We start from the raw sequence: 18,014 nt of genomic DNA, 5'->3' as shown, positions 1-18,014 counted from the left end.
TGTCTGTTCCTCTGTGTTTACTTCGACCACATTGCGATGTTCGCGGCGAGTAGCACTACGGTCACCAATACGTAGAAGACCAGGGCAGGCAGAAGCGCCCAACGGTACTTGGGTGCCAGTTCGCCTTCCAGGTTGCCGAAGCGCAGGGAGCGGAAGAGGAAGAAGCTCAGGATTGCGCCGGGCAGGTTACCGATGATGACCAGCAGAATGGTCAGGTACAGGGCGTAGGCTCGTTCGGTGCGTTCGTTCTCTGCGCCCGCGAATTTGAGGGTGCCGCCCAGTAGCAGGCTGAGGCATGCGTTCAGGAATGCCACGGTGAAGAAGGGAATCTTCAGGGCTGCTTGGAAGTCCATCTGGGAGTTCGCTGCGCCCAGAGCAATCCACAGCAGTAGCAGCGCGGGGATGATCATGAGGTACCAGAACAGGTACTTACGCATCTTCTCAGTGTTTTCGATGAGCGCGAAAATTGCGGTCACTGGGTGTCTCTTTCAGGTGATCTCAGGTGGATTCGGTCGGATTCAGGAGGAGTGAGTGAAGGGGCAGGTGGGCACAGTAATGCCTTGTCAGGCGTCGATTTCGCCCCCGCTGTTGAGGACGTCATCCACCTGGTCCTGCAGGGACTCGCGGCGCTCATTCTCAACGAATTCAATGTAGCGGCGCACGATGTAGTCCAGCAGTACCGACAGCGCAACGAAGGAGTAGTAGGGCTTGCGCTGGGTGCTGATCTGGGTGGGGGTCGTCTGGTAGTGCAGGGAGTACTCGGCGTGTGAAGACATGTAGTTCACACCAATGGCGGTCACCGCAATCATGGGGATGCGGCGCAGCGCCAGCATCTTAATGTGTTCGCGCATGTTCTCAGTCTGACCTGAAAAGGACACAATAATGACCACGTCGTCCTGGGTCATATTGTTCATGGCGCTTTCGAACTCATTGCGCGCCGGGATGACCTGGCAGAACTTACCGCACACCTGCATGGACTTGGTAAATTCCTGCACGGCGTTGCGCTGCGCGTAGCCGGTACCGAAGCAGTACACGGTGCGAGCCTCATGGATGCGCTTGAGCAGTCCGCTCAGTTCCATGTGCTCGAGGTAGTCGTAGGTGCGCTGAATATCTTCGCGACCGCTCTCAATGAACCGCGGGTTGAAAGGTTCGCTGCGGTTCAGAGAGGACTTAATGAAGTACTTCAACTCGGCAAATCCGGAGAAGTTCAGCTTCTTCGTCAGGCGGATAATTGAGCTGGTCGAAGTATAGGTTTTATGTGCCAGAGAGTTGATCGTTGACTCTGCAACGAACTCTTCGTTTTCTAGCATGAATGCCAAAATTTCCCGTTCAGTTTCACTGAATCGGTGCTGGTTCGCATTCACGACGTCTTGTAAATCCACTCAAAGCTCCTGAATCCGATGGTGAGCAATATATAAATAGTACACGCTCTAGAGTCATCGGCCAGGGTGGGTGAGGACGGTCGTAGCTCACTTTGGGCGGATGCATCGTTCGGATTCGAGCTCGGGTACGTCCTGGGTACAGACCCTGGATACGGGCCTGGGTACAGCTTCGCCGGCGGCATCGGTGTTACCCGATACCGCCGGCGAAGTCTATACCTTATGAGGCGTTATGCCGTCAGGCGGTTGAAAGCTGAAGTCTCTTAGGAGAGGGTCTTAGCTTCGTTCACCATGGTCTCGAAACGCTCGCGAACCTGGGGAACGTCCATGCCGACGATGACCTGGAATGCCTTGCCCTTGCGGACGAGGCCCAGAGCACCTGCATTCTTGAAGTCTGCATCCGAGGTGCTGACGAGGGACTCATCAGCAACGGAGACACGCAGGCGGGTTGCGCAGTTGTTCACGGTGGTGATGTTCTCTGCGCCACCGAGCAGTTCGAGGAAGCCTGCTGCGCGGGGTGCGTAGAGGTCGCCGTCAGCTGCGGGAGCTGCTGCGCCGCCGTCCTTCTCAGCAGCCTTAGCAGCCTTGTACTCTGCCTTGCTGTAGAGCTTGGTCTCGCCGCCGTCTTCTTCACGACCGGGGGTCTTGAAGTCGAACTTCAGGATCATGAAGCGGAAGACCAGGAAGTACAGGACGGTGAAGCACAGGCCCACACCGATCTGCATGAGGTAGGTGCCGGAGTGGTTTGCCCACAGCGGGATCCAGTTCTGGAACAGGAAGTCGAGCAGACCGCCACCCATGTAACCAACCAGACCCAGCTGGTACATGATTGCAGCCATGGTTGCTGCCAGGATTGCGTGAACCAGGAACAGCGGGGGTGCCAGGAACAGGAAGGTGAACTCGAGGGGCTCGGTGATACCGATCAGGATTGCGGTGAGGCTGACGGGGATCAGCAGAGCGAGAACTTCCTTGCGCTTCTCGGGACGAGCAGTGGTGTAGAACGCCGCTGCGATACCGATGGGTGCGAAGACCTTGGAGTTACCGTGCAGTGCAAAGCCGCCGCCGGGGAACAGTTCCTTCAGGGGCTTGTCGCTCTTTGCGAACTCGGTCAGGTGGCTCGGCCAGTCCTTAGCGATACCGTTCGGGGTAACAACGTTACCGAAGACGAACGGGGAGTAGATGAAGTGGTGCAGACCGGTCGGAATCAGGAAGCGCTCGAGGAAGGTGTAAACCCACACGCCGAGTGCGCCGGATGCGATGAAGAAGCCCTGCAGGGAGGAGATGCCGTGCTGAGCGTAGGGCCACAGCCAGGAGAACAGGAATGCCACGGGCATCATCAGGAAGAAGCAGACGCCGTAGACGTACTGGGAACCCTGGAAGATACCGAGGAAGTCGGGCAGCTTCTTGTCGAACCAGCGGTTGTGTGCCCACACCACGATTGCGGAGATGATGATGGCACCGAAGATACCGGTGTCCATGGTCTTGATACCGGCGATCATCTTCAGACCGGTACCTGCCGCGCTCTCAGAGATGTCGGTGGTGTAGTCCAGGTCGAAGAAACCGGTGCCGCCCTTGCCCCATACCTTGAGCATGGTGCCGACGAAGTAGTTGAAGGTCAGGTAGACCATTGCAGCTTCCATCACTGCACGTGCGTTAGCGGTCTTTGCCAGTGCAATGGGCAGACCGATCACGAAGAGCAGTTCCATCTGGTTGAAGACGGTCCATGCGCCGGACTCCCAAACAGACCAGAAGTGGTTCCACGCGCTTTCCTTATCAGCAGCGAGGGGAATCAGTTCGCCGTTCTGTGCAATGATCGCAATACCGACCGCGAGGCCAGCGAATGCGAAGAGAAGAACGGGTGCCAGCATGGCAGAGCCGAACCTCTGTACTTTTTCCATCATGAGGCTATACGCCCTTTCGGGTTGTCGAGTGAGCGGACGCAGGGGTTGGCGATCGTTGCCAGCCTGCGATGGTCACACCGTATCTTTATACCCCCAAACGAAAGTATATGAGACGGGTGCCACATATCCTGCGTGCGCTAAATGCCGAATGTGTTTTAGACAAAAACAATAATGCCAGGTCATATCTACCCGCAGATACCAAAAGTAGAAGTTTTGAAAGAGTTTTTCAGAACCTGAAACATCTCCCGGCACTGGTTAAAAATACTTGCTGCAGATGAGACTTTTTCCCTATTACCTAGCGCACAGAATCGATAGCATAAACAGTGCACCCATAGGTCAGAGTGCATAAAAACACTCGCCGCCTCAATGCGCGGTGCGCAAATCATTCTTCAACCTCACACATACCCCGGACTTAATACATGCGCTTCCTCACCCTCAACACGCACAGTTGGTGCGAAATCCACCAGATTGCCAAAATCCGCACCCTCGCAAAGTTCATCATTGAACAGCAGGTGGATGTCATTGCGTTGCAGGAAGTCAACCAGCTCACCTCCACCCCCGTGGTGAAGGAGCCCCTCAACTACCGTGGCGGCGCAGGCGTGCCGGTCCACGAAGACAACTACGCCCTGCTACTCGTGCAGGCACTCAACGAAATGGGCGCAACCTACGAGTGGACCCTCACCGAAGCCCACATCGGTTGGGACCGCTACGACGAATGCGTAGCAATCCTCTCACGCCTGCCGATTCGCGGCATCAAGCCCATCGACATGTCCCCTGAGTACGGCTACCACCAGGTACAGCGCCGTGCAGCGCAGGCCGCGCTCATCGAAACTGAGACAGGTACCTTCTGGTGCGCAACCACCCACATGTCCTGGTGGGACTTCGACGGTGAGCCCCTCTTCGCGCAGGAATACACCCGCCTCTCACAGGCCCTGGCAGAATGTGCCCTCACCGCACCCGTACTGCTCGGCGGCGACTTTAACTCCGCCGCGCATCTGAGCGATGAAGGCTACGCGCTGGTCACCTCCAGCGGCATGGTTGATACCCGCTCACTGGCGGAGCACACCGACGGCGAAAACACCGTCCACCGCGAAATCGCAGGTTGGGAAGGCAACACCGATGCCAAGCGCATCGACTTCGTGTTCGCCGACCGACTGCTCACGGTGAACTCACACGCTGTAGTCTTCCGCGACAACTCCCCCGAAGCCATCTCTGACCACAGCGGTCTACTCCTGGAAATTGACCCCTCCAGCTGGGCACCGCAGAGCCTCCTGACGCCCCTCACCACCCAGTCCTAAGGGCATCAGACTTTAGCCGCCCACAGAGCGGCCCCGCACAACACTCATCCATACCAAGGGAAGGAAGAACAATGACGACCCAAACCCAGTGGTGGCAGGAACCCGTTGTCTACCAGATTTACCCCCGCTCCTTCAACGATTCCAACGGAGACGGCATCGGCGATCTGCCCGGCATTACCGAGAAGATTCCCTACCTCGCCAAGCTCGGTATTCAGGTGCTGTGGCTCTCCCCCATCTACGCTTCCCCGAACGATGACAACGGCTACGACATCTCCGACTACCGCGCCATCATGACCGAGTTCGGCACCATGGAAGACTTCGATGAGCTGCTCGAAACCGCGCACAAGCACGGCATCAAGCTCATGATGGACCTGGTCGTCAACCACAGCTCCGACGAGCACGAATGGTTCAAGCAGGCACGCTCCTCCAAGGACAACCCCTACCGTGACTACTACATCTGGCGCGACCCCAAGGGCTTCGATGAGGATGGCAAGCCGATTCCGCCGAACAACTGGATTTCCTGCTTCAGCCCCTCCGTGTGGGAATGGGACGAGGCGACCGGCCAGTTCTACCTGCACTACTTCTCCGTCAAGCAGCCCGACCTGAACTGGGAGAACCCGAATGTCCGCGAAGAGGTCTACGACATCATGCGCTTCTGGCTGGACAAGGGCGTGGACGGCTTCCGCATGGACGTCATCAACCTAATTTCTAAGGACCTCTCCTTCCCCGAGGATCCGGCAGTCCTCGCTGGCGGCCTCGACAACTCCCTGGCTGTCGCAGCGAACGGCCCGCGCGTACACGAATTCCTGCAGGAGATGAACCGCGAGGTCTTGAGCAAGTACCCGGTCATGACCGTGGGCGAAACCCCCTGCGTGACCGTGGACGACGCCGCACTCTACACCGGTTTCGACCGCAACGAGCTGCAGATGGTGTTCCAGTTCGAGCACATGGACGTAGACGCCTCCGAAGGTGGCGTGACCGGCAAGTGGTCCGACCGCCGCTTCAACCTGGTTGACCTCAAGAAGGTCCTCACCCACTGGCAGGAAGGCCTGCACGGCCGCGGCTGGAACTCCCTGTACTGGAACAACCACGACCAGCCGCGCACCGTCTCCCGCTTCGGTAACGACTCCCCCGAGTACCGCACCGTCAGCGCCAAGATGCTCGGCACCGTGCTGCACCTGATGCAGGGCACCCCCTACATCTACCAGGGTGAAGAGCTGGGCATGACCAACGTCTTCTTCGACGATGTGAAGGACTACAACGACCTGGAGATTCACGACTCCTGGCGCAAGTACGTTGAAGAGTCGGGCCGCGTATCCGCTGAGGACATGCTGCGCTACATCAGCGCCTCCGGTCGCGACAATGCCCGCACCCCCATGCAGTGGACCGCTGGCGAGAACGCAGGCTTCACCTCCGGCACCCCGTGGCTGAAGCTGAACCCGCGCTACACCGAAATCAACGCGGAGGCAGAGCTCGCCGACCAGGATTCGGTGTTCTACCACTACCGCGACCTGATTAGCCTGCGCCGTGAGCACCCGATCATCCTGACCGGCGAGTACCGCCTGCTGGATGAAGAGGATGACCAGGTTTACGCCTACCTGCGCGTGAACTCCGATGAGGACGCCGCCGCAACCGGCGAGCGCGCACTGCTGGTCGTCGCGAACTTCACCGATGACACCGTTCAGCTGAACTACGCGGGCGGCAACCTGGATTCGGTGGTGCTGACCAACTCGCAGGCACTCTCTCCGACTGAGCTGAAGGCAATCGAGAACACCCCGAAGCTGATTAGCTCGAACTACCGCGATGAGAACCGCGAGTTCACTGACGAGGGCACTCTGCTGCGCCCCTACGAGGCGAAGGTTTACCTCTTCGGTAACGCCAAGTAGTCGTACCCCACTCATACTGTGCGAAGGGGGACCAGATACAGACATTCCGGTCCCTCTTCGCCCTATACTTCAATCACAGACAAAATTTGTTCCTCTTTTCGGCTGGATGGCCGGTACAGAAAGGCAATTATGAGCAATTCCGAGGCATACCAGGTTCCCTCCTACGAAGGCCGCCAGTGGTGGAAGGAAGCCGTGGTGTACCAGGTGTACCCCCGCTCCTTCAACGACGCAAACGGCGACGGCATCGGTGACCTGAAGGGCATCACCGAGAAGCTGCCCTACCTGGCTAAGCTGGGCATCAACGTCATTTGGCTCTCCCCCGTGTTCGACTCGCCGAACGTGGACAACGGCTACGACATCTCTGACTACTTCGCGATTATGAGTGACTTCGGCACCATGGAAGACTTCGACGAGATGCTTGAAACCGCTCACAAGCACGGCATCAAGATCCTGATGGACCTGGTCGCAAACCACACCTCCGATGAGCACCCCTGGTTCAAGGAATCCCGCTCCTCCAAGGACAACCCCTACCGCGACTACTACATTTGGAAGGACCCGAAGGGCTTCGACGAGGACGGCAACCCGATTCCTCCGAACAACTGGGCGTCCGAGTTCGGCGGCCCGGCGTGGGAGTGGGACGAGGCGACCGGCCAGTTCTACCTGCACATCTTCTTCAAGGAACAGCCCGACCTGAACTGGGAGAACGAGAAGGTTCGCGAGGACCTGTACTCCATGGTCCGCTGGTGGTTGGACAAGGGCGTTGACGGCTTCCGCCTGGACGCTATCAACATCATCTCCAAGCCCGAGGGCTACCCGGATGACCCCTCCACCGACTACGAGAAGCACACCTCCTCGATTCCGTTCGTCATTACGAACGGCACCATGGTGCACCCGTGGATGAAGGAGCTCACCCGCGAGACCTTCAGCCGCTACGACGTGATGACCGTGGGCGAGACCAGCGCAACCAGCCCCGAGGACGCTAAGCTGTGGGCTGGCTACCACACCGGTGAGCTGAACATGATCTTCCACTTCGATCACATGGGCGTGGATAACGACCCGAACGGCAAGCTGGGCGGCAAGTGGTCCTACGCGCCGTACAAGCTGACCGAGCTCAAGCGCATCCTGAACGACTGGCAGACCACCCTTGAGGGTAACGCCTGGGGTTCGCTGTACTGGAACAACCACGACCAGCCGCGCGTGGTCTCCCGCTTCGGTAACGATTCGGATGAGTTCCGCACCCTGTCCGCTAAGCAGCTGGCGACCACCCTGCACTTCATGCAGGGCACCCCGTACATTTACCAGGGTGAAGAAATCGGCATGACCAACGTGAAGTTCGATTCGATTGAGGACTACCGCGATGGTGACTCAATCCGTTTCTACGAGGACATGCACGTGGACCACAAGCGTCTGAGCCACGAAGAGGCGATGCAGGCGATTTACATTAAGGGCCGCGACAACGCTCGTACCCCGGTTCAGTGGGATGCCTCCGCTAACGGTGGTTTCAGCCCCGAGGGTGTGACCCCGTGGATTGCTGTGAACCCGAACTACCCGGCGATTAACGCTGAGGCTGTTCTGGCTGATGAGGATTCGATTTTCTACCACTACCAGCAGCTGGTGGCTCTGCGCCGCGGCAAGCTGAAGGACCTGATGGTTTACGCAGCCTTCGCTCCGGTGGATTCGGTTCAGGTTCCGCACAACGAGGATGAGGCTGTGTACGCGTACACCCGTACCGGTGGTGCGGATGGCAGCCCCGCGAACGAGTCTTTGCTGGTTGTTTCGAACTTCACCGACCAGAAGCAGGAGCGCGACTTCGCTGTGCTTTCTGAGGCTCGTGAGGCTGGTGCTCGTGTTGAGCTGGTGAGCTCGAACTACAAGGACGACGCGGGTTCAACCCTGCGCCCCTACGAGGCGAAGGTGTACCACATCGTTCGCTAAGCGCTGTAGCTCGTTGAGTGCTACCGCGTGCCGATAAGGTGATAGACAGCAGAAGGAGGGTAAGGCTTATGCCCCACCCTCCTTTTGTGTTGTCTCCTGCGTTCTCTCTGGTGTTCTCCCGGTGTGCTTTCTTGGCCCTACTTAGCTGGAGGCTCTACTTAGCTGGCGAAGACGAGCTGCAGGATTGGCACGGCGAGCACTATCATTCCTATGCTGACGGCCGCCCCTGCGGCAATGACGGGGGCTGCGGTGCCTTCGTGCCGGTAGTGGGTTTCCAGAATGACGATATTAGCTGCTGGCGGCAGAACAGCCAGAAGGAAAAGCACCTGCGGATGCGCGAGCAACTGGTCAAAGTGCATGCCTGCCGTATCGTGTGCCCAGCGGGCGAGTGCCAGCACGCCGATGCTGTAGACGCTTACGAGCACGGCGCGTAGGAGCGCCCATCCGGCGGCGCGGGTCAGGTCGGCGCGGTGTAGCTTAGCAACACCGAGCCACATGCCCAGAACAATCAGTCCGATAAAGCTGAAAATCCAGGTCAGTACCCGGTAGAAACCTGCCCCGTGAACGCTCAGGAAAGAGCCGGCGGGCAGGCAGAGCAGACCCACCACCACGGCGATAACCGGCGGGCTGGTACGCAGCCCCCGCAGCACCGTGTGGAGGGTTTCGCTACGGCTCCTAGTGGCTCGTGGGTCCGGTACGTTGCTCTCCCCTGCCATGGGGTCTACCCCGGAACCACCGCGTAGTAGCGAGGTGCCCAGAATATTACCCATGATGGAGTTGCCGATATACGCGCCGATGTAGACTCGCACGGCTTCCTCACCCCAGAACCCGGCGACCACGGGGATGCCGAAGAGTCCCGCGTTCAGATAGACGAAGGCGAGTTTCTGCACGGGGTCGCAGGTGATGCGCCCGGCGCAGAGCACTCCGAGAAACATCAACACCATAGTGGAGGCTGCAACGAAGAAAAGTTCAGGGCGGCTGGTGGCGACGGTGTAGATGATGACGGCGGGAATGATCCAGCGGGTCAGTAGAGTTGAGGCGCCTTCTTTGAGCCGGGTGCTCCAGTGTTCGGGTAGCAGTAGCGCGAGCCCCAGACCTAGACTTAGGTAGATGAGTGGGAGGATGATTCCCATGCTCGTTCCTTTCACTGTTGCTGTGTCTGTGCCGTTGTTTTACGGCTAATTTCCCTGTCTAATAACCCTACCCTGAACCTTCAGGTTGAGGTTTATTATTTTTTCTCTACTGTTTTCGGTTTTTTCGCGTCATATTGCATCATATTCCGCTAAACCCTCGTTTTTTATGCGGTTCGCTTCTAATCTTGAAATATAGAAAGAATATGTTTTCACCGTATTCTTTCAATCTATCGCCGATACTCATTTTTGCGAAAGTAGGAACTAGGCTGTTTCTTCTTTTGCAAGGTCTCACATCCAGGAGCACGCAATGCAGCAACCGTATCTTTCGTCCCCTCCCGATGCTGGGGGCGTCCCGCAGCGTCCGGCGCAGGTTTCCAGTCAGCATGCTGATGCGCATATTCCGTGGCGTTCATCTGCTCCACTTACTGCCCCTGCTACAGCTTCTGTAGCGACTGTACCCGCCTCTGAGTGCCCTGAGCGCACGTTTAGGGTTCCTCACCCGGTGTTGAGCGCTATCTCGTGGGTGATTGCGGCTGCGAGCGCTGCCTGGCTTGTCATTCTGGGCGTCTCGTTGGCGTTGAATGTCGCCTCTGGTGTGAGTCACGATTCTGAGTTTATGATGCTGACCTATGGCGTGTACATGGCGTGCGCGTTTGGGTTCTGCTGTTTTGGCACGTTTTTTGCTCTGCATTTTGGCTTGGGGTCGAGCGCTCATTGGCGTGATTCGATTCGCCACCCGCATCACCCGCATTAAAGTTTTTATTTCTCGTGTGGTTTTGTGGAGAGTTTTTAGTTCTTTTATTTGAACTCTTGTTTTAAACATTTTGGCGTTTTTCTTTAAATCCACGCTTAAGTACCGCCTGCTTTTTCTATACCTCCGCATAAAAAGCCGCCCGGCGCATCCACAAACAGGATGCACCGGGCGGCTCCTTCACGGGCTTTGCCTCCGCTATATTGCAGGTTCGAAGGGGTTCAGGAGTCGAACATGCAGACGCTCAAAATCTTTGACATTGCGCGTTACAAGGGTAAGGCCGTGTGCCAGCGCGGTCGCAGCAATCCAGGCGTCATTCTCCGGCGCTTTATCCGGTACATGAAGCCCTGCACAATAATCAGCTACAGCCCCGTCAATAACAAGAGTTCGTTTCTGAAATTTCTCTCGAACTGTCGAGCACCATTCACGCAGATACGCTCCTTGTGCCGGATCTTTACGCTCCATGGCGAGTACTCCACACTCCAGCTCCATCAAGGTCACGACGCTAATATAGAGCGGCCTATCGGAGTAAACACGAAACCACGATTCAAAGACAGGGTCAGCTTTACCTCGAGAGAATTTCCACAGCTCAGAAATGACATTAGTATCAAGCAGATACATCGTTACCCCTAGAACTCTACGACGGGGCGCTGATGAGTGGAACGTTCAGCCACAGGAAAATCTTCAGGTAGGTCTACATCCCCAGCAGGTTGAGGGTAGTTAGCGAAGAAGTCATAGAGAGAAGACTCATCCTGCTGGCTACGCGAATACTCTTCGTAGGTCATGAGGACATACGTAGGTTCACCACGCTTAGTGATAATAACGGGTGATTGCTGGGCCTGCTTCTGGGCCTTGGCGAGATTCTGGTTGAACTCGCGGCTCGTCATAACGGTCATAATTTCCCCCTTGTTGCTCACGACATGAAAACATAAATAATGTAACTACGTAGCTACATTATATTTTTCACTTGGTACTACGACAACCCCCCCCTATCTTTCAACCCGCTATTTTCGCGTTAGGAAGATACAAAGAAGCCACCCGGCGCATCCACATTCGGATGCACTGGGCGGCTCCTTCACAGGCTCCCAGCTACAAAGCTAGGTAGCCCCAAGCGGGATTACTCCCACGCGGGGATTACTCCCACTCAATGGTTCCCGGGGGCTTGGAGGTAACGTCCAGCACCACTCGGTTAACGTCCTTGACCTCGTTCGTAATACGGTTCGAGATCTTAGCCAGCAGGTCGTACGGCAGGCGCGACCAGTCAGCGGTCATTGCGTCTTCCGAAGAGACCGGGCGCAGAACAATCGGGTGGCCGTAAGTACGGCCGTCACCCTGAACGCCCACGGAACGAACGCCAGCCAGCAGAACCACGGGGCACTGCCAGATGTGCTCGTCCTGACCTGCTGCGGTCAGCTCTTCACGCACGATAGCGTCAGCGGCACGCAGGGTCTCCAGGTTCTCGCGGTTAACCTCGCCGACAATGCGGATGCCCAGGCCGGGGCCGGGGAACGGCTGACGTGCCACAATCTTCTCGGGAACGCCGAGCTCACGACCGATAGCGCGGACCTCGTCCTTGAACAGGGTGCGCAGCGGCTCAACCAGTTCGAAGGTCAGGTCGTCGGGAAGGCCGCCCACGTTGTGGTGGCTCTTAATGTTTGCGGTGCCGTCGCCGCCGCCGGACTCGACAACGTCCGGGTACAGGGTGCCCTGGACCAGGAACTTGATGTCTGCGCCCTCTTCGCCAGCTTCAGCAATCAGCTTGCGCTGTGCCTCTTCGAAGGAGCGGATGAACTCACGGCCGATAGCCTTACGCTTCGCCTCGGGCTCGGTGATGCCATCGAGAGCGGAGAGGAAACGCTCCGACTCGTCGATGGTGATGACCTTAATGCCCATGGATGCTGCATAGTCCTGCTCGACCTGTTCACGCTCGCCCTCACGGAGCAGACCGTGGTCAATGAAGAAGCAGGTGAGCTGGTCGCCAACAGCCTTGTGCACAAGCGCTGCTGCCACGGAGGAGTCAACGCCGCCGGAGAGCGCGCAGATGACGCGGTCGCTACCGACCTGCTCGCGGATCTTTGCGACCTGCTCTTCGATGATGTTGTTGGTGGACCAGGTGGGCTTCAGGCCTGCCACATTGTAGAGGAAGTTCTCCAGGGCGACCTGGCCGTAGTCGGAGTGCTTCACCTCGGGGTGCCACTGCACGCCGCCGAGCTTGCGGGACTCGTCCACGAATGCTGCCACGGATGCGCCGGGGGTCTTTGCCAGCACCTCGAAGCCTTCGGGGGCTTCGGTCACGGAGTCACCGTGAGACATCCACACGTTCTGGGTGGTGGGGGTGCCGGTGAGGAAGGAGGAGTTCTCAGCGCAGACCACAGCGTCGGTTGCGCCGTATTCGCGCAGACCGGTCTGGGCGACGGTGCCGCCGAGGGTCTGGGCCATCACCTGGAAGCCGTAGCAGATACCGAAGATCGGCACGCCAGCTTCGAAGAGGGCCTTGTCGCCCTTGGGTGCGCCATCGGCGTAGACCGAGGAGGGGCCACCGGAGAGCACGATGGCTGCCGGGTTCTTGGCGAGCATCTTCTCGGTGCTCATGGAGTGGGGGACGATTTCGGAGTAGATGCCGGCTTCACGCACGCGACGAGCGATGAGCTGCGCATACTGTGCACCGTAATCTACCACCAGGACGGGACGCTCTTCGAGCTGGTCCAGGTTCACAGAGTTGGTCACGAAAATTACCTCAACGTGTTGGTACTAATCCGCGCACTTGCGCGGGGATATATCTATTTTACGCTATTGCTGTATGCCGCCGACGGCGCGTAGCCCCTCCCCTATTCTGGGGTGCCGCTACATGCTCTAACGGGGGTAGAGCGTGCGTATAGAAAGCACCGCCCGGCGACCGGCAGACCACAACCTGCCAACCGCCAAGCGGTGATTCATGAAGCTACATTAGCCGCGGTACGCGGGAACCACGGTCAGGTCAGCCTTCTGGAACTTCTTCAGGTCCAGGTAACCGCAGTTAGCCATTGCGCGCTTGAGCGCACCGACAATGTTGCTGGTGCCGTTCACGTGGTGCGAAGGGCCGTACAGGACCTCCTCTAGGGAGCCGACAACCCCCAGCGGGGTGCGCACGCCGCGCGGGAAGTCCAGCGAGTGCGCCTCGTTGCCCCAGTACCAGCCCTGGCCGGGAGCCTCGGATGCGCGAGCCAGCGGAGCGCCCAGCATGACAGCGTCAGCGCCCAGTGCGAGCGCCTTCACCATATCGCCGGAGCGGCCCAGGGAGCCGTCAGCGATCACGTGTACGTAGCGGCCGCCGGACTCATCCAGGTAGTCGGAACGTGCCGCTGCCACGTCGGCGATAGCGGTTGCCATGGGTGCGGAGATGCCCAGGCCCTGGCGGGTGGTCTGTGCGGAACCGCCGCCGAAGCCCACCAGCACGCCGGCTGCGCCGGTACGCATCAGGTGCTTAGCCTGCGAGTATCCAGCAACGCCACCAACGATGACCGGAACGTCGAGCTCGTAGATGAACTTCTTCAGGTTCAGCGGCTCGTGCGAGGTGGAAATGTGCTCAGCAGAGACGGACGCACCGCGGATGACGAACAGCTCAACGCCCGCCTTCACCACGGTCTCGTAGTGCTCCTGGGTATTCTGCGGGCTCAGCGAGCCTGCAACAACCACGCCGGAGTCACGAATCTCTTCCAGGCGTGCAGTAATCAGCTCCGGCTTAATCGGCTCGGAGTAGATCTGCTGCATGCGGGTGGTTGCGGAGGCGGGGTCCGCCTCGGGCAGCTCAACAATCTCGTCGAGCAGCGGCTGCGGGTCCTCGTAGCGGGTCCACAGGCCCTCGAGGTTCAGCACGCCCAGGCCACCCAGCTTACCCAGTGCAATGGCGGTCGCCGGGGACATGACCGAGTCCATGGGCGCACCAATGATGGGGGTGTCGAACTTAAAGGCGTCAATCTGCCAGGAGGTGTCGACGTCTCGGCGGTCGCGGGTACGGCGGGTGGGAACCAGTGCCACATCGTCCAGGGAGTAGGTGGGGCGGGCGTTCTTGGAGAGGCCGATCTGAATTTCAGACATGGGGTGAATCCTTTCGAATTCGGTTTGAGGGGTGCCGCTGGGCGTTATTCGCGCCGATGCCCGCCCGATACCTGAACGGGTATGGGGCGGGCTCAACGGCGCATGGTGTGCACACCATGCGGCGATTCATCGTTGGTGATGCGTTTTAGCGGCGGTAGTTCGGTGCCTCAACGGTCATCATGATGTCGTGCGGGTGCGATTCCTTCAGACCTGCGGGGGTGATGCGCACGAACTGCCCCTTGTACTTGAGTTCCTCGATGGTGCGGGAACCGACGTAGAACATGGTCTGGCGCAGGCCGCCTTCGAGCTGGTGAATCACTGCGGAGAGCGGGCCGCGGAAGGGAACCTGACCCTCAATACCCTCGGGGATCAGCTTCTCTTCGCTGGAGACATCAGCCTGGAAGTAGCGGTCCTTGGAGAAGGACTTGTGGCGGCCGCGAGTCTGCATTGCGCCCAGCGAACCCATGCCGCGGTATGCCTTGTACTGCTTACCGTTCATGAAGATCAGCTCACCGGGGGACTCGGTGGTACCAGCCAGCAGGGAGCCGAGCATCACGGAGTCAGCGCCTGCAACCAGTGCCTTGCCGATCTCGCCGGAGTGCTGCATACCGCCGTCAGCGATCAGCGGCACGCCTGCCGGGATTGCTGCCTTAGCGGACTCGTTGATAGCGGTCACCTGGGGAACGCCAACACCGGCGATGATGCGGGTGGTGCAGATGGAGCCGGGACCAACGCCGACCTTCACGCCGTCAGCGCCGGCGTCGATGATTGCCTGTGCGCCCAAGCGGGTTGCAGCCTGGCCACCAATGACGTCCACGTGTGCTGCGGCGGGGTCCTTCTTCAGACGGGCGATCATGTCGAGCACGCCCTGGGAGTGGCCATTTGCGGTGTCCACGAACAGTGCGTCAACGCCTGCCTCGACCAGGGTCATTGCGCGCTCGTAGCCGTCACCGAAGAAGCCGATAGCGGCGCCGGCACGCAGGCGGCCGTCCTCGTCCTTGGTGGCGTTGGGGTACTGCTCAGTCTTGACGAAGTCCTTGAGGGTAATCAGACCGGCAAGCTTGCCTGCGTCGTCGACCAGGGGCAGACGCTCAATCTTGTTGTTGGACAGCAGCGCGAATGCTTCGTCCTTGGTGACGCTGGGGTGCGCGGTAACCAGCGGCATGGGGGTCATGATATCGCGGACGCGAATACCCTCGTAGTCGGAGCGGGAGATGTAGCGGATATCGCGGTTGGTGATGATACCTTCCAACACGCCCTCTTCGCTGACGACGGGCAGACCGGAGACCTTGTAGTAGCCGCAGACCTCGTCGTATTCAGCGATGGTTGCGTCAGCACCGATGGTGACGGGGTTAATGATCATGCCGGACTCGGAGCGCTTAACGCGGTCCACGTGTGCAGCCTGGTCCTCGATGGAAAGGTTGCGGTGAATAACGCCCATACCGCCCAGACGTGCCATAGCGATTGCCATAGCGGAGTCGGTCACGGTGTCCATTGCGGCGGAAATGATGGGGGTGTTCAGGGTGATGCGCTTGGACAGGCGGGTGGAGGTGTCCGCATCGGAGGGGATGACGTCGGTGTTGCCGGGTAGCAGCAGCACGTCATCGTAGGTCAGGCCGGTGAAGCCGAAGGGATCCTCGGACAGAGCGGTGGGAATGGTCATTGTCTACCTTTCGGATGCTGGCTTCATCGGTGAGAAGCTCAGCCTATACGTTGCGTATGTCAAGATGCGGTACGACCCGTCTGCTCGCACCCCCGCAAGGTGGTTTGAGCGCAAACGGGAACAGCTTACCTTCTATAGTAAACCGCTAAAGGTTTCTTTGCTGAGAAGCACTCATAGTAAGCACCCCTCAGCGGGAGGCTGTCGGCAGGTTCTAACGCCCCTCGAACGCGAGCGCATCCGAGCCTACCGACAGCGAGTGCCCGGTACCGCCTCCATGGTGGAGGGGGCGGCACCGGGCACACACACTATTTAGTCTTCTTCAGTTTCTTCGGGCTTCTCAACCACCAGGGTCTCGGTGGTCAGCACCAGAGCCGCGATGGAGGATGCGTTCTGCAGAGCCGAACGGGTCACCTTCACCGGGTCAATCACACCGGCTTCGATGAGGTCCACGTACTCGCCGGTCTTGGCGTTGAAGCCGTGGCCCACGGGCAGTTCGGAGACCTTGGAGACGATGACGTAGCCGTCCTCGCCGGCGTTCTCCGCAATCCAGCGCAGCGGCTGGACCAGGGCGCGGCGAACGATCTGCACGCCCACGTTTGCGTCGTGGTTATCCAGCTCCAGGCCGTCCAGCGCCTTCAGAGCGTGGACCAGCGCGGAACCGCCACCGGAGACGATGCCCTCTTCCAGGGCTGCACGGGTGGAGGACACAGCGTCCTCGATGCGGTGCTTGCGTTCCTTCGCCTCAACCTCGGTTGCGGCACCAACCTTGATGACGCCCACGCCGCCAGCGAGCTTAGCCAGGCGCTCCTTGAGCTTCTCACGATCCCATTCGGAGTCCACGCGCTCGATTTCGCGGCGCAGCTGCTGCACGCGGTCCTCGATGGCCTCGGGGTCGCCGCCGCCATCCACGATGGTGGTGTGGGACTTGGTGACGGTCACGCGGCGTGCCGAGCCCAGGTGCTCCAGGGTGACCTGCGGCAGGTCGATGCCGAGCTCGCCGGTCACGACGGTGCCGCCGGTCAGAATTGCCAGGTCCTGCATGATTGCCTTACGGCGGTCACCGAAACCGGGAGCCTTCAGAGCGACCACGTTGATGGTGCCGCGCAGCTTGTTCACGACCAGTGCGGAGAGCGCCTCACCGTCAACGTCTTCTGCGATGATGGTCAGCGGCTTCTTCGCCTGAACGATCTTCTCGAGCACGGGCATGATTTCTGCGATGGTGGAGATCTTGCCCTGGTAGAGCAGCACGAGGCTGTTCTCCAGCACTGCTTCGCCGCGCTCAGCGTCGGTGACGAAGGAGGGCGAGAGGTAGCCCTTGTCGAACTGCATACCTTCGGTGATGTCCAGCTCAATTTCGGTGGAGGAGCCGTCTTCGATGGTGATGACGCCGTCCTGGCCGACCTTCTCGAAGGCGCGAGCCAGCAGCTCACCGATCTGCTCGGACTGCGCGGAGATAGCGGCAACGTGCGCCACCTCGGGGCCCTGCACGGGGCGTGCGTTCTCGAGCAGGCGTGCGGAGACAGCCTCCACAGCAGCCTCAATGCCGCGCTTGACGTCGGCGGGTGCCGCGCCGCTGGTGACATTGCGCAGGCCCTCGTTGACCAGTGCCTGTGCGAGCACGGTTGCGGTAGTGGTGCCGTCACCGGCTACGTCGTTGGTCTTGGTGGCGACTTCCTTCGCCAGCTGGGCGCCCAGGTTTTCGTACGGGTCGTCCAGTTCAATTTCACGGGCAATGGACACGCCGTCATTGGTGATGACGGGTGCGCCCCACTGCTTGTCGAGCACAACGTTGCGCCCGCGCGGGCCGAGGGTTACCTTGACCGCGTTTGCCAGCTTATCGACGCCAGCCTGCAGGGACTTGCGGGCGGCATCGTTGAATTCAAGCTGCTTAGCCATGTGTTCGCTACTCCTAGTGCGTCACAGAATGGAAAATTTGAGGGGCAGATGATAGCTCATGCGCCGTACCGGATGAGCGGTACGGCGCATGAGCA

General features: G+C 59.2%; 14 protein-coding genes. 4 read left to right on the top strand and 10 right to left on the bottom strand.

The window, feature by feature from the left end; genetic code table 11:
* Nucleotides 1–17 precede the first annotated feature (17 nt).
* The 3 genes from ROTMU0001_RS04925 to ROTMU0001_RS04915 all read right to left on the bottom strand — a co-directional run bounded on the left by ROTMU0001_RS04925 (nucleotide 18) and on the right by ROTMU0001_RS04915 (nucleotide 3,280).
* The gene (locus tag ROTMU0001_RS04925; protein WP_005508442.1) at nucleotides 18–476 is read right to left on the bottom strand and encodes a hypothetical protein; all 459 of its coding nucleotides are present in this window, start codon (nucleotides 474–476) and stop codon (nucleotides 18–20) included.
* Between the two features lie 87 nt (nucleotides 477–563).
* Nucleotides 564–1,364, bottom strand: coding sequence for a MurR/RpiR family transcriptional regulator (locus ROTMU0001_RS04920; RefSeq protein WP_255402013.1), 801 nt, complete (start codon nucleotides 1,362–1,364; stop codon nucleotides 564–566).
* Between the two features lie 278 nt (nucleotides 1,365–1,642).
* Complete coding sequence (locus ROTMU0001_RS04915) at nucleotides 1,643–3,280, bottom strand: alpha-glucoside-specific PTS transporter subunit IIBC (protein WP_005508440.1); 1,638 nt, start codon at nucleotides 3,278–3,280, stop codon at nucleotides 1,643–1,645.
* A 419-nt stretch (nucleotides 3,281–3,699) separates the two neighbouring features.
* Here ROTMU0001_RS04915 and ROTMU0001_RS04910 point away from each other — a divergent pair, with 419 nt between their 5' ends.
* The 3 genes from ROTMU0001_RS04910 to ROTMU0001_RS04900 all read left to right on the top strand — a co-directional run bounded on the left by ROTMU0001_RS04910 (nucleotide 3,700) and on the right by ROTMU0001_RS04900 (nucleotide 8,399).
* The gene (locus tag ROTMU0001_RS04910; RefSeq protein ID WP_005508439.1) at nucleotides 3,700–4,578 is read left to right on the top strand and encodes an endonuclease/exonuclease/phosphatase family protein; all 879 of its coding nucleotides are present in this window, start codon (nucleotides 3,700–3,702) and stop codon (nucleotides 4,576–4,578) included.
* 71 nt (nucleotides 4,579–4,649) lie between these two features.
* On the top strand, nucleotides 4,650–6,464 hold the full coding sequence (locus tag ROTMU0001_RS04905; RefSeq protein ID WP_005508438.1) for a glycoside hydrolase family 13 protein: 1,815 nt from the start codon (nucleotides 4,650–4,652) through the stop codon (nucleotides 6,462–6,464).
* Between the two features lie 129 nt (nucleotides 6,465–6,593).
* A complete protein-coding gene (locus ROTMU0001_RS04900) occupies nucleotides 6,594–8,399 on the top strand; it encodes a glycoside hydrolase family 13 protein (RefSeq protein ID WP_005508437.1) in 1,806 nt (601 codons plus the stop codon).
* Nucleotides 8,400–8,557: 158 nt separating this feature from the next.
* On the opposite strand, the gene ROTMU0001_RS04895 is transcribed toward ROTMU0001_RS04900, so the two are convergent.
* The gene (locus ROTMU0001_RS04895; protein WP_005508436.1) at nucleotides 8,558–9,532 is read right to left on the bottom strand and encodes an AEC family transporter; all 975 of its coding nucleotides are present in this window, start codon (nucleotides 9,530–9,532) and stop codon (nucleotides 8,558–8,560) included.
* 502 nt (nucleotides 9,533–10,034) lie between these two features.
* Between ROTMU0001_RS04895 and ROTMU0001_RS09100 the strand changes: the two genes are divergently transcribed.
* Nucleotides 10,035–10,286, top strand: a complete 252-nt coding sequence (locus ROTMU0001_RS09100; protein ID WP_005508435.1) for a hypothetical protein — start codon at nucleotides 10,035–10,037, stop codon at nucleotides 10,284–10,286.
* A 195-nt stretch (nucleotides 10,287–10,481) separates the two neighbouring features.
* Here ROTMU0001_RS09100 and ROTMU0001_RS09025 read toward each other — a convergent pair whose 3' ends face one another.
* The 6 genes from ROTMU0001_RS09025 to groL all read right to left on the bottom strand — a co-directional run bounded on the left by ROTMU0001_RS09025 (nucleotide 10,482) and on the right by groL (nucleotide 17,919).
* Nucleotides 10,482–10,904, bottom strand: coding sequence for a type II toxin-antitoxin system VapC family toxin (locus ROTMU0001_RS09025; RefSeq protein ID WP_080548165.1), 423 nt, complete (start codon nucleotides 10,902–10,904; stop codon nucleotides 10,482–10,484).
* An 8-nt stretch (nucleotides 10,905–10,912) separates the two neighbouring features.
* Nucleotides 10,913–11,179 carry a type II toxin-antitoxin system Phd/YefM family antitoxin gene (locus ROTMU0001_RS04885; protein WP_005505072.1) on the bottom strand — a complete coding sequence of 89 codons (267 nt, stop codon included), beginning with the start codon at nucleotides 11,177–11,179 and terminating at the stop codon, nucleotides 10,913–10,915.
* Between the two features lie 238 nt (nucleotides 11,180–11,417).
* Entirely contained in the window at nucleotides 11,418–13,010 is a 1,593-nt protein-coding gene (gene guaA, locus ROTMU0001_RS04880; RefSeq protein ID WP_005508433.1) for a glutamine-hydrolyzing GMP synthase, read from the bottom strand.
* A 219-nt stretch (nucleotides 13,011–13,229) separates the two neighbouring features.
* Nucleotides 13,230–14,360 (bottom strand): GuaB3 family IMP dehydrogenase-related protein, encoded by a 1,131-nt coding sequence (locus ROTMU0001_RS04875; RefSeq protein WP_005505070.1) that lies wholly within the window; start codon nucleotides 14,358–14,360, stop codon nucleotides 13,230–13,232.
* Between the two features lie 145 nt (nucleotides 14,361–14,505).
* On the bottom strand, nucleotides 14,506–16,023 hold the full coding sequence (gene guaB, locus ROTMU0001_RS04870; protein ID WP_005505069.1) for an IMP dehydrogenase: 1,518 nt from the start codon (nucleotides 16,021–16,023) through the stop codon (nucleotides 14,506–14,508).
* A 309-nt stretch (nucleotides 16,024–16,332) separates the two neighbouring features.
* A complete protein-coding gene (groL, locus tag ROTMU0001_RS04860) occupies nucleotides 16,333–17,919 on the bottom strand; it encodes a chaperonin GroEL (RefSeq protein ID WP_005508432.1) in 1,587 nt (528 codons plus the stop codon).
* Nucleotides 17,920–18,014: the final 95 nt, after the last annotated feature.

Source organism: Rothia mucilaginosa ATCC 25296 (genome assembly GCF_000175615.1).
Lineage (GTDB): Bacteria > Actinomycetota > Actinomycetes > Actinomycetales > Micrococcaceae > Rothia > Rothia mucilaginosa.
This window is presented reverse-complemented; position numbering and strand designations above follow the sequence as displayed.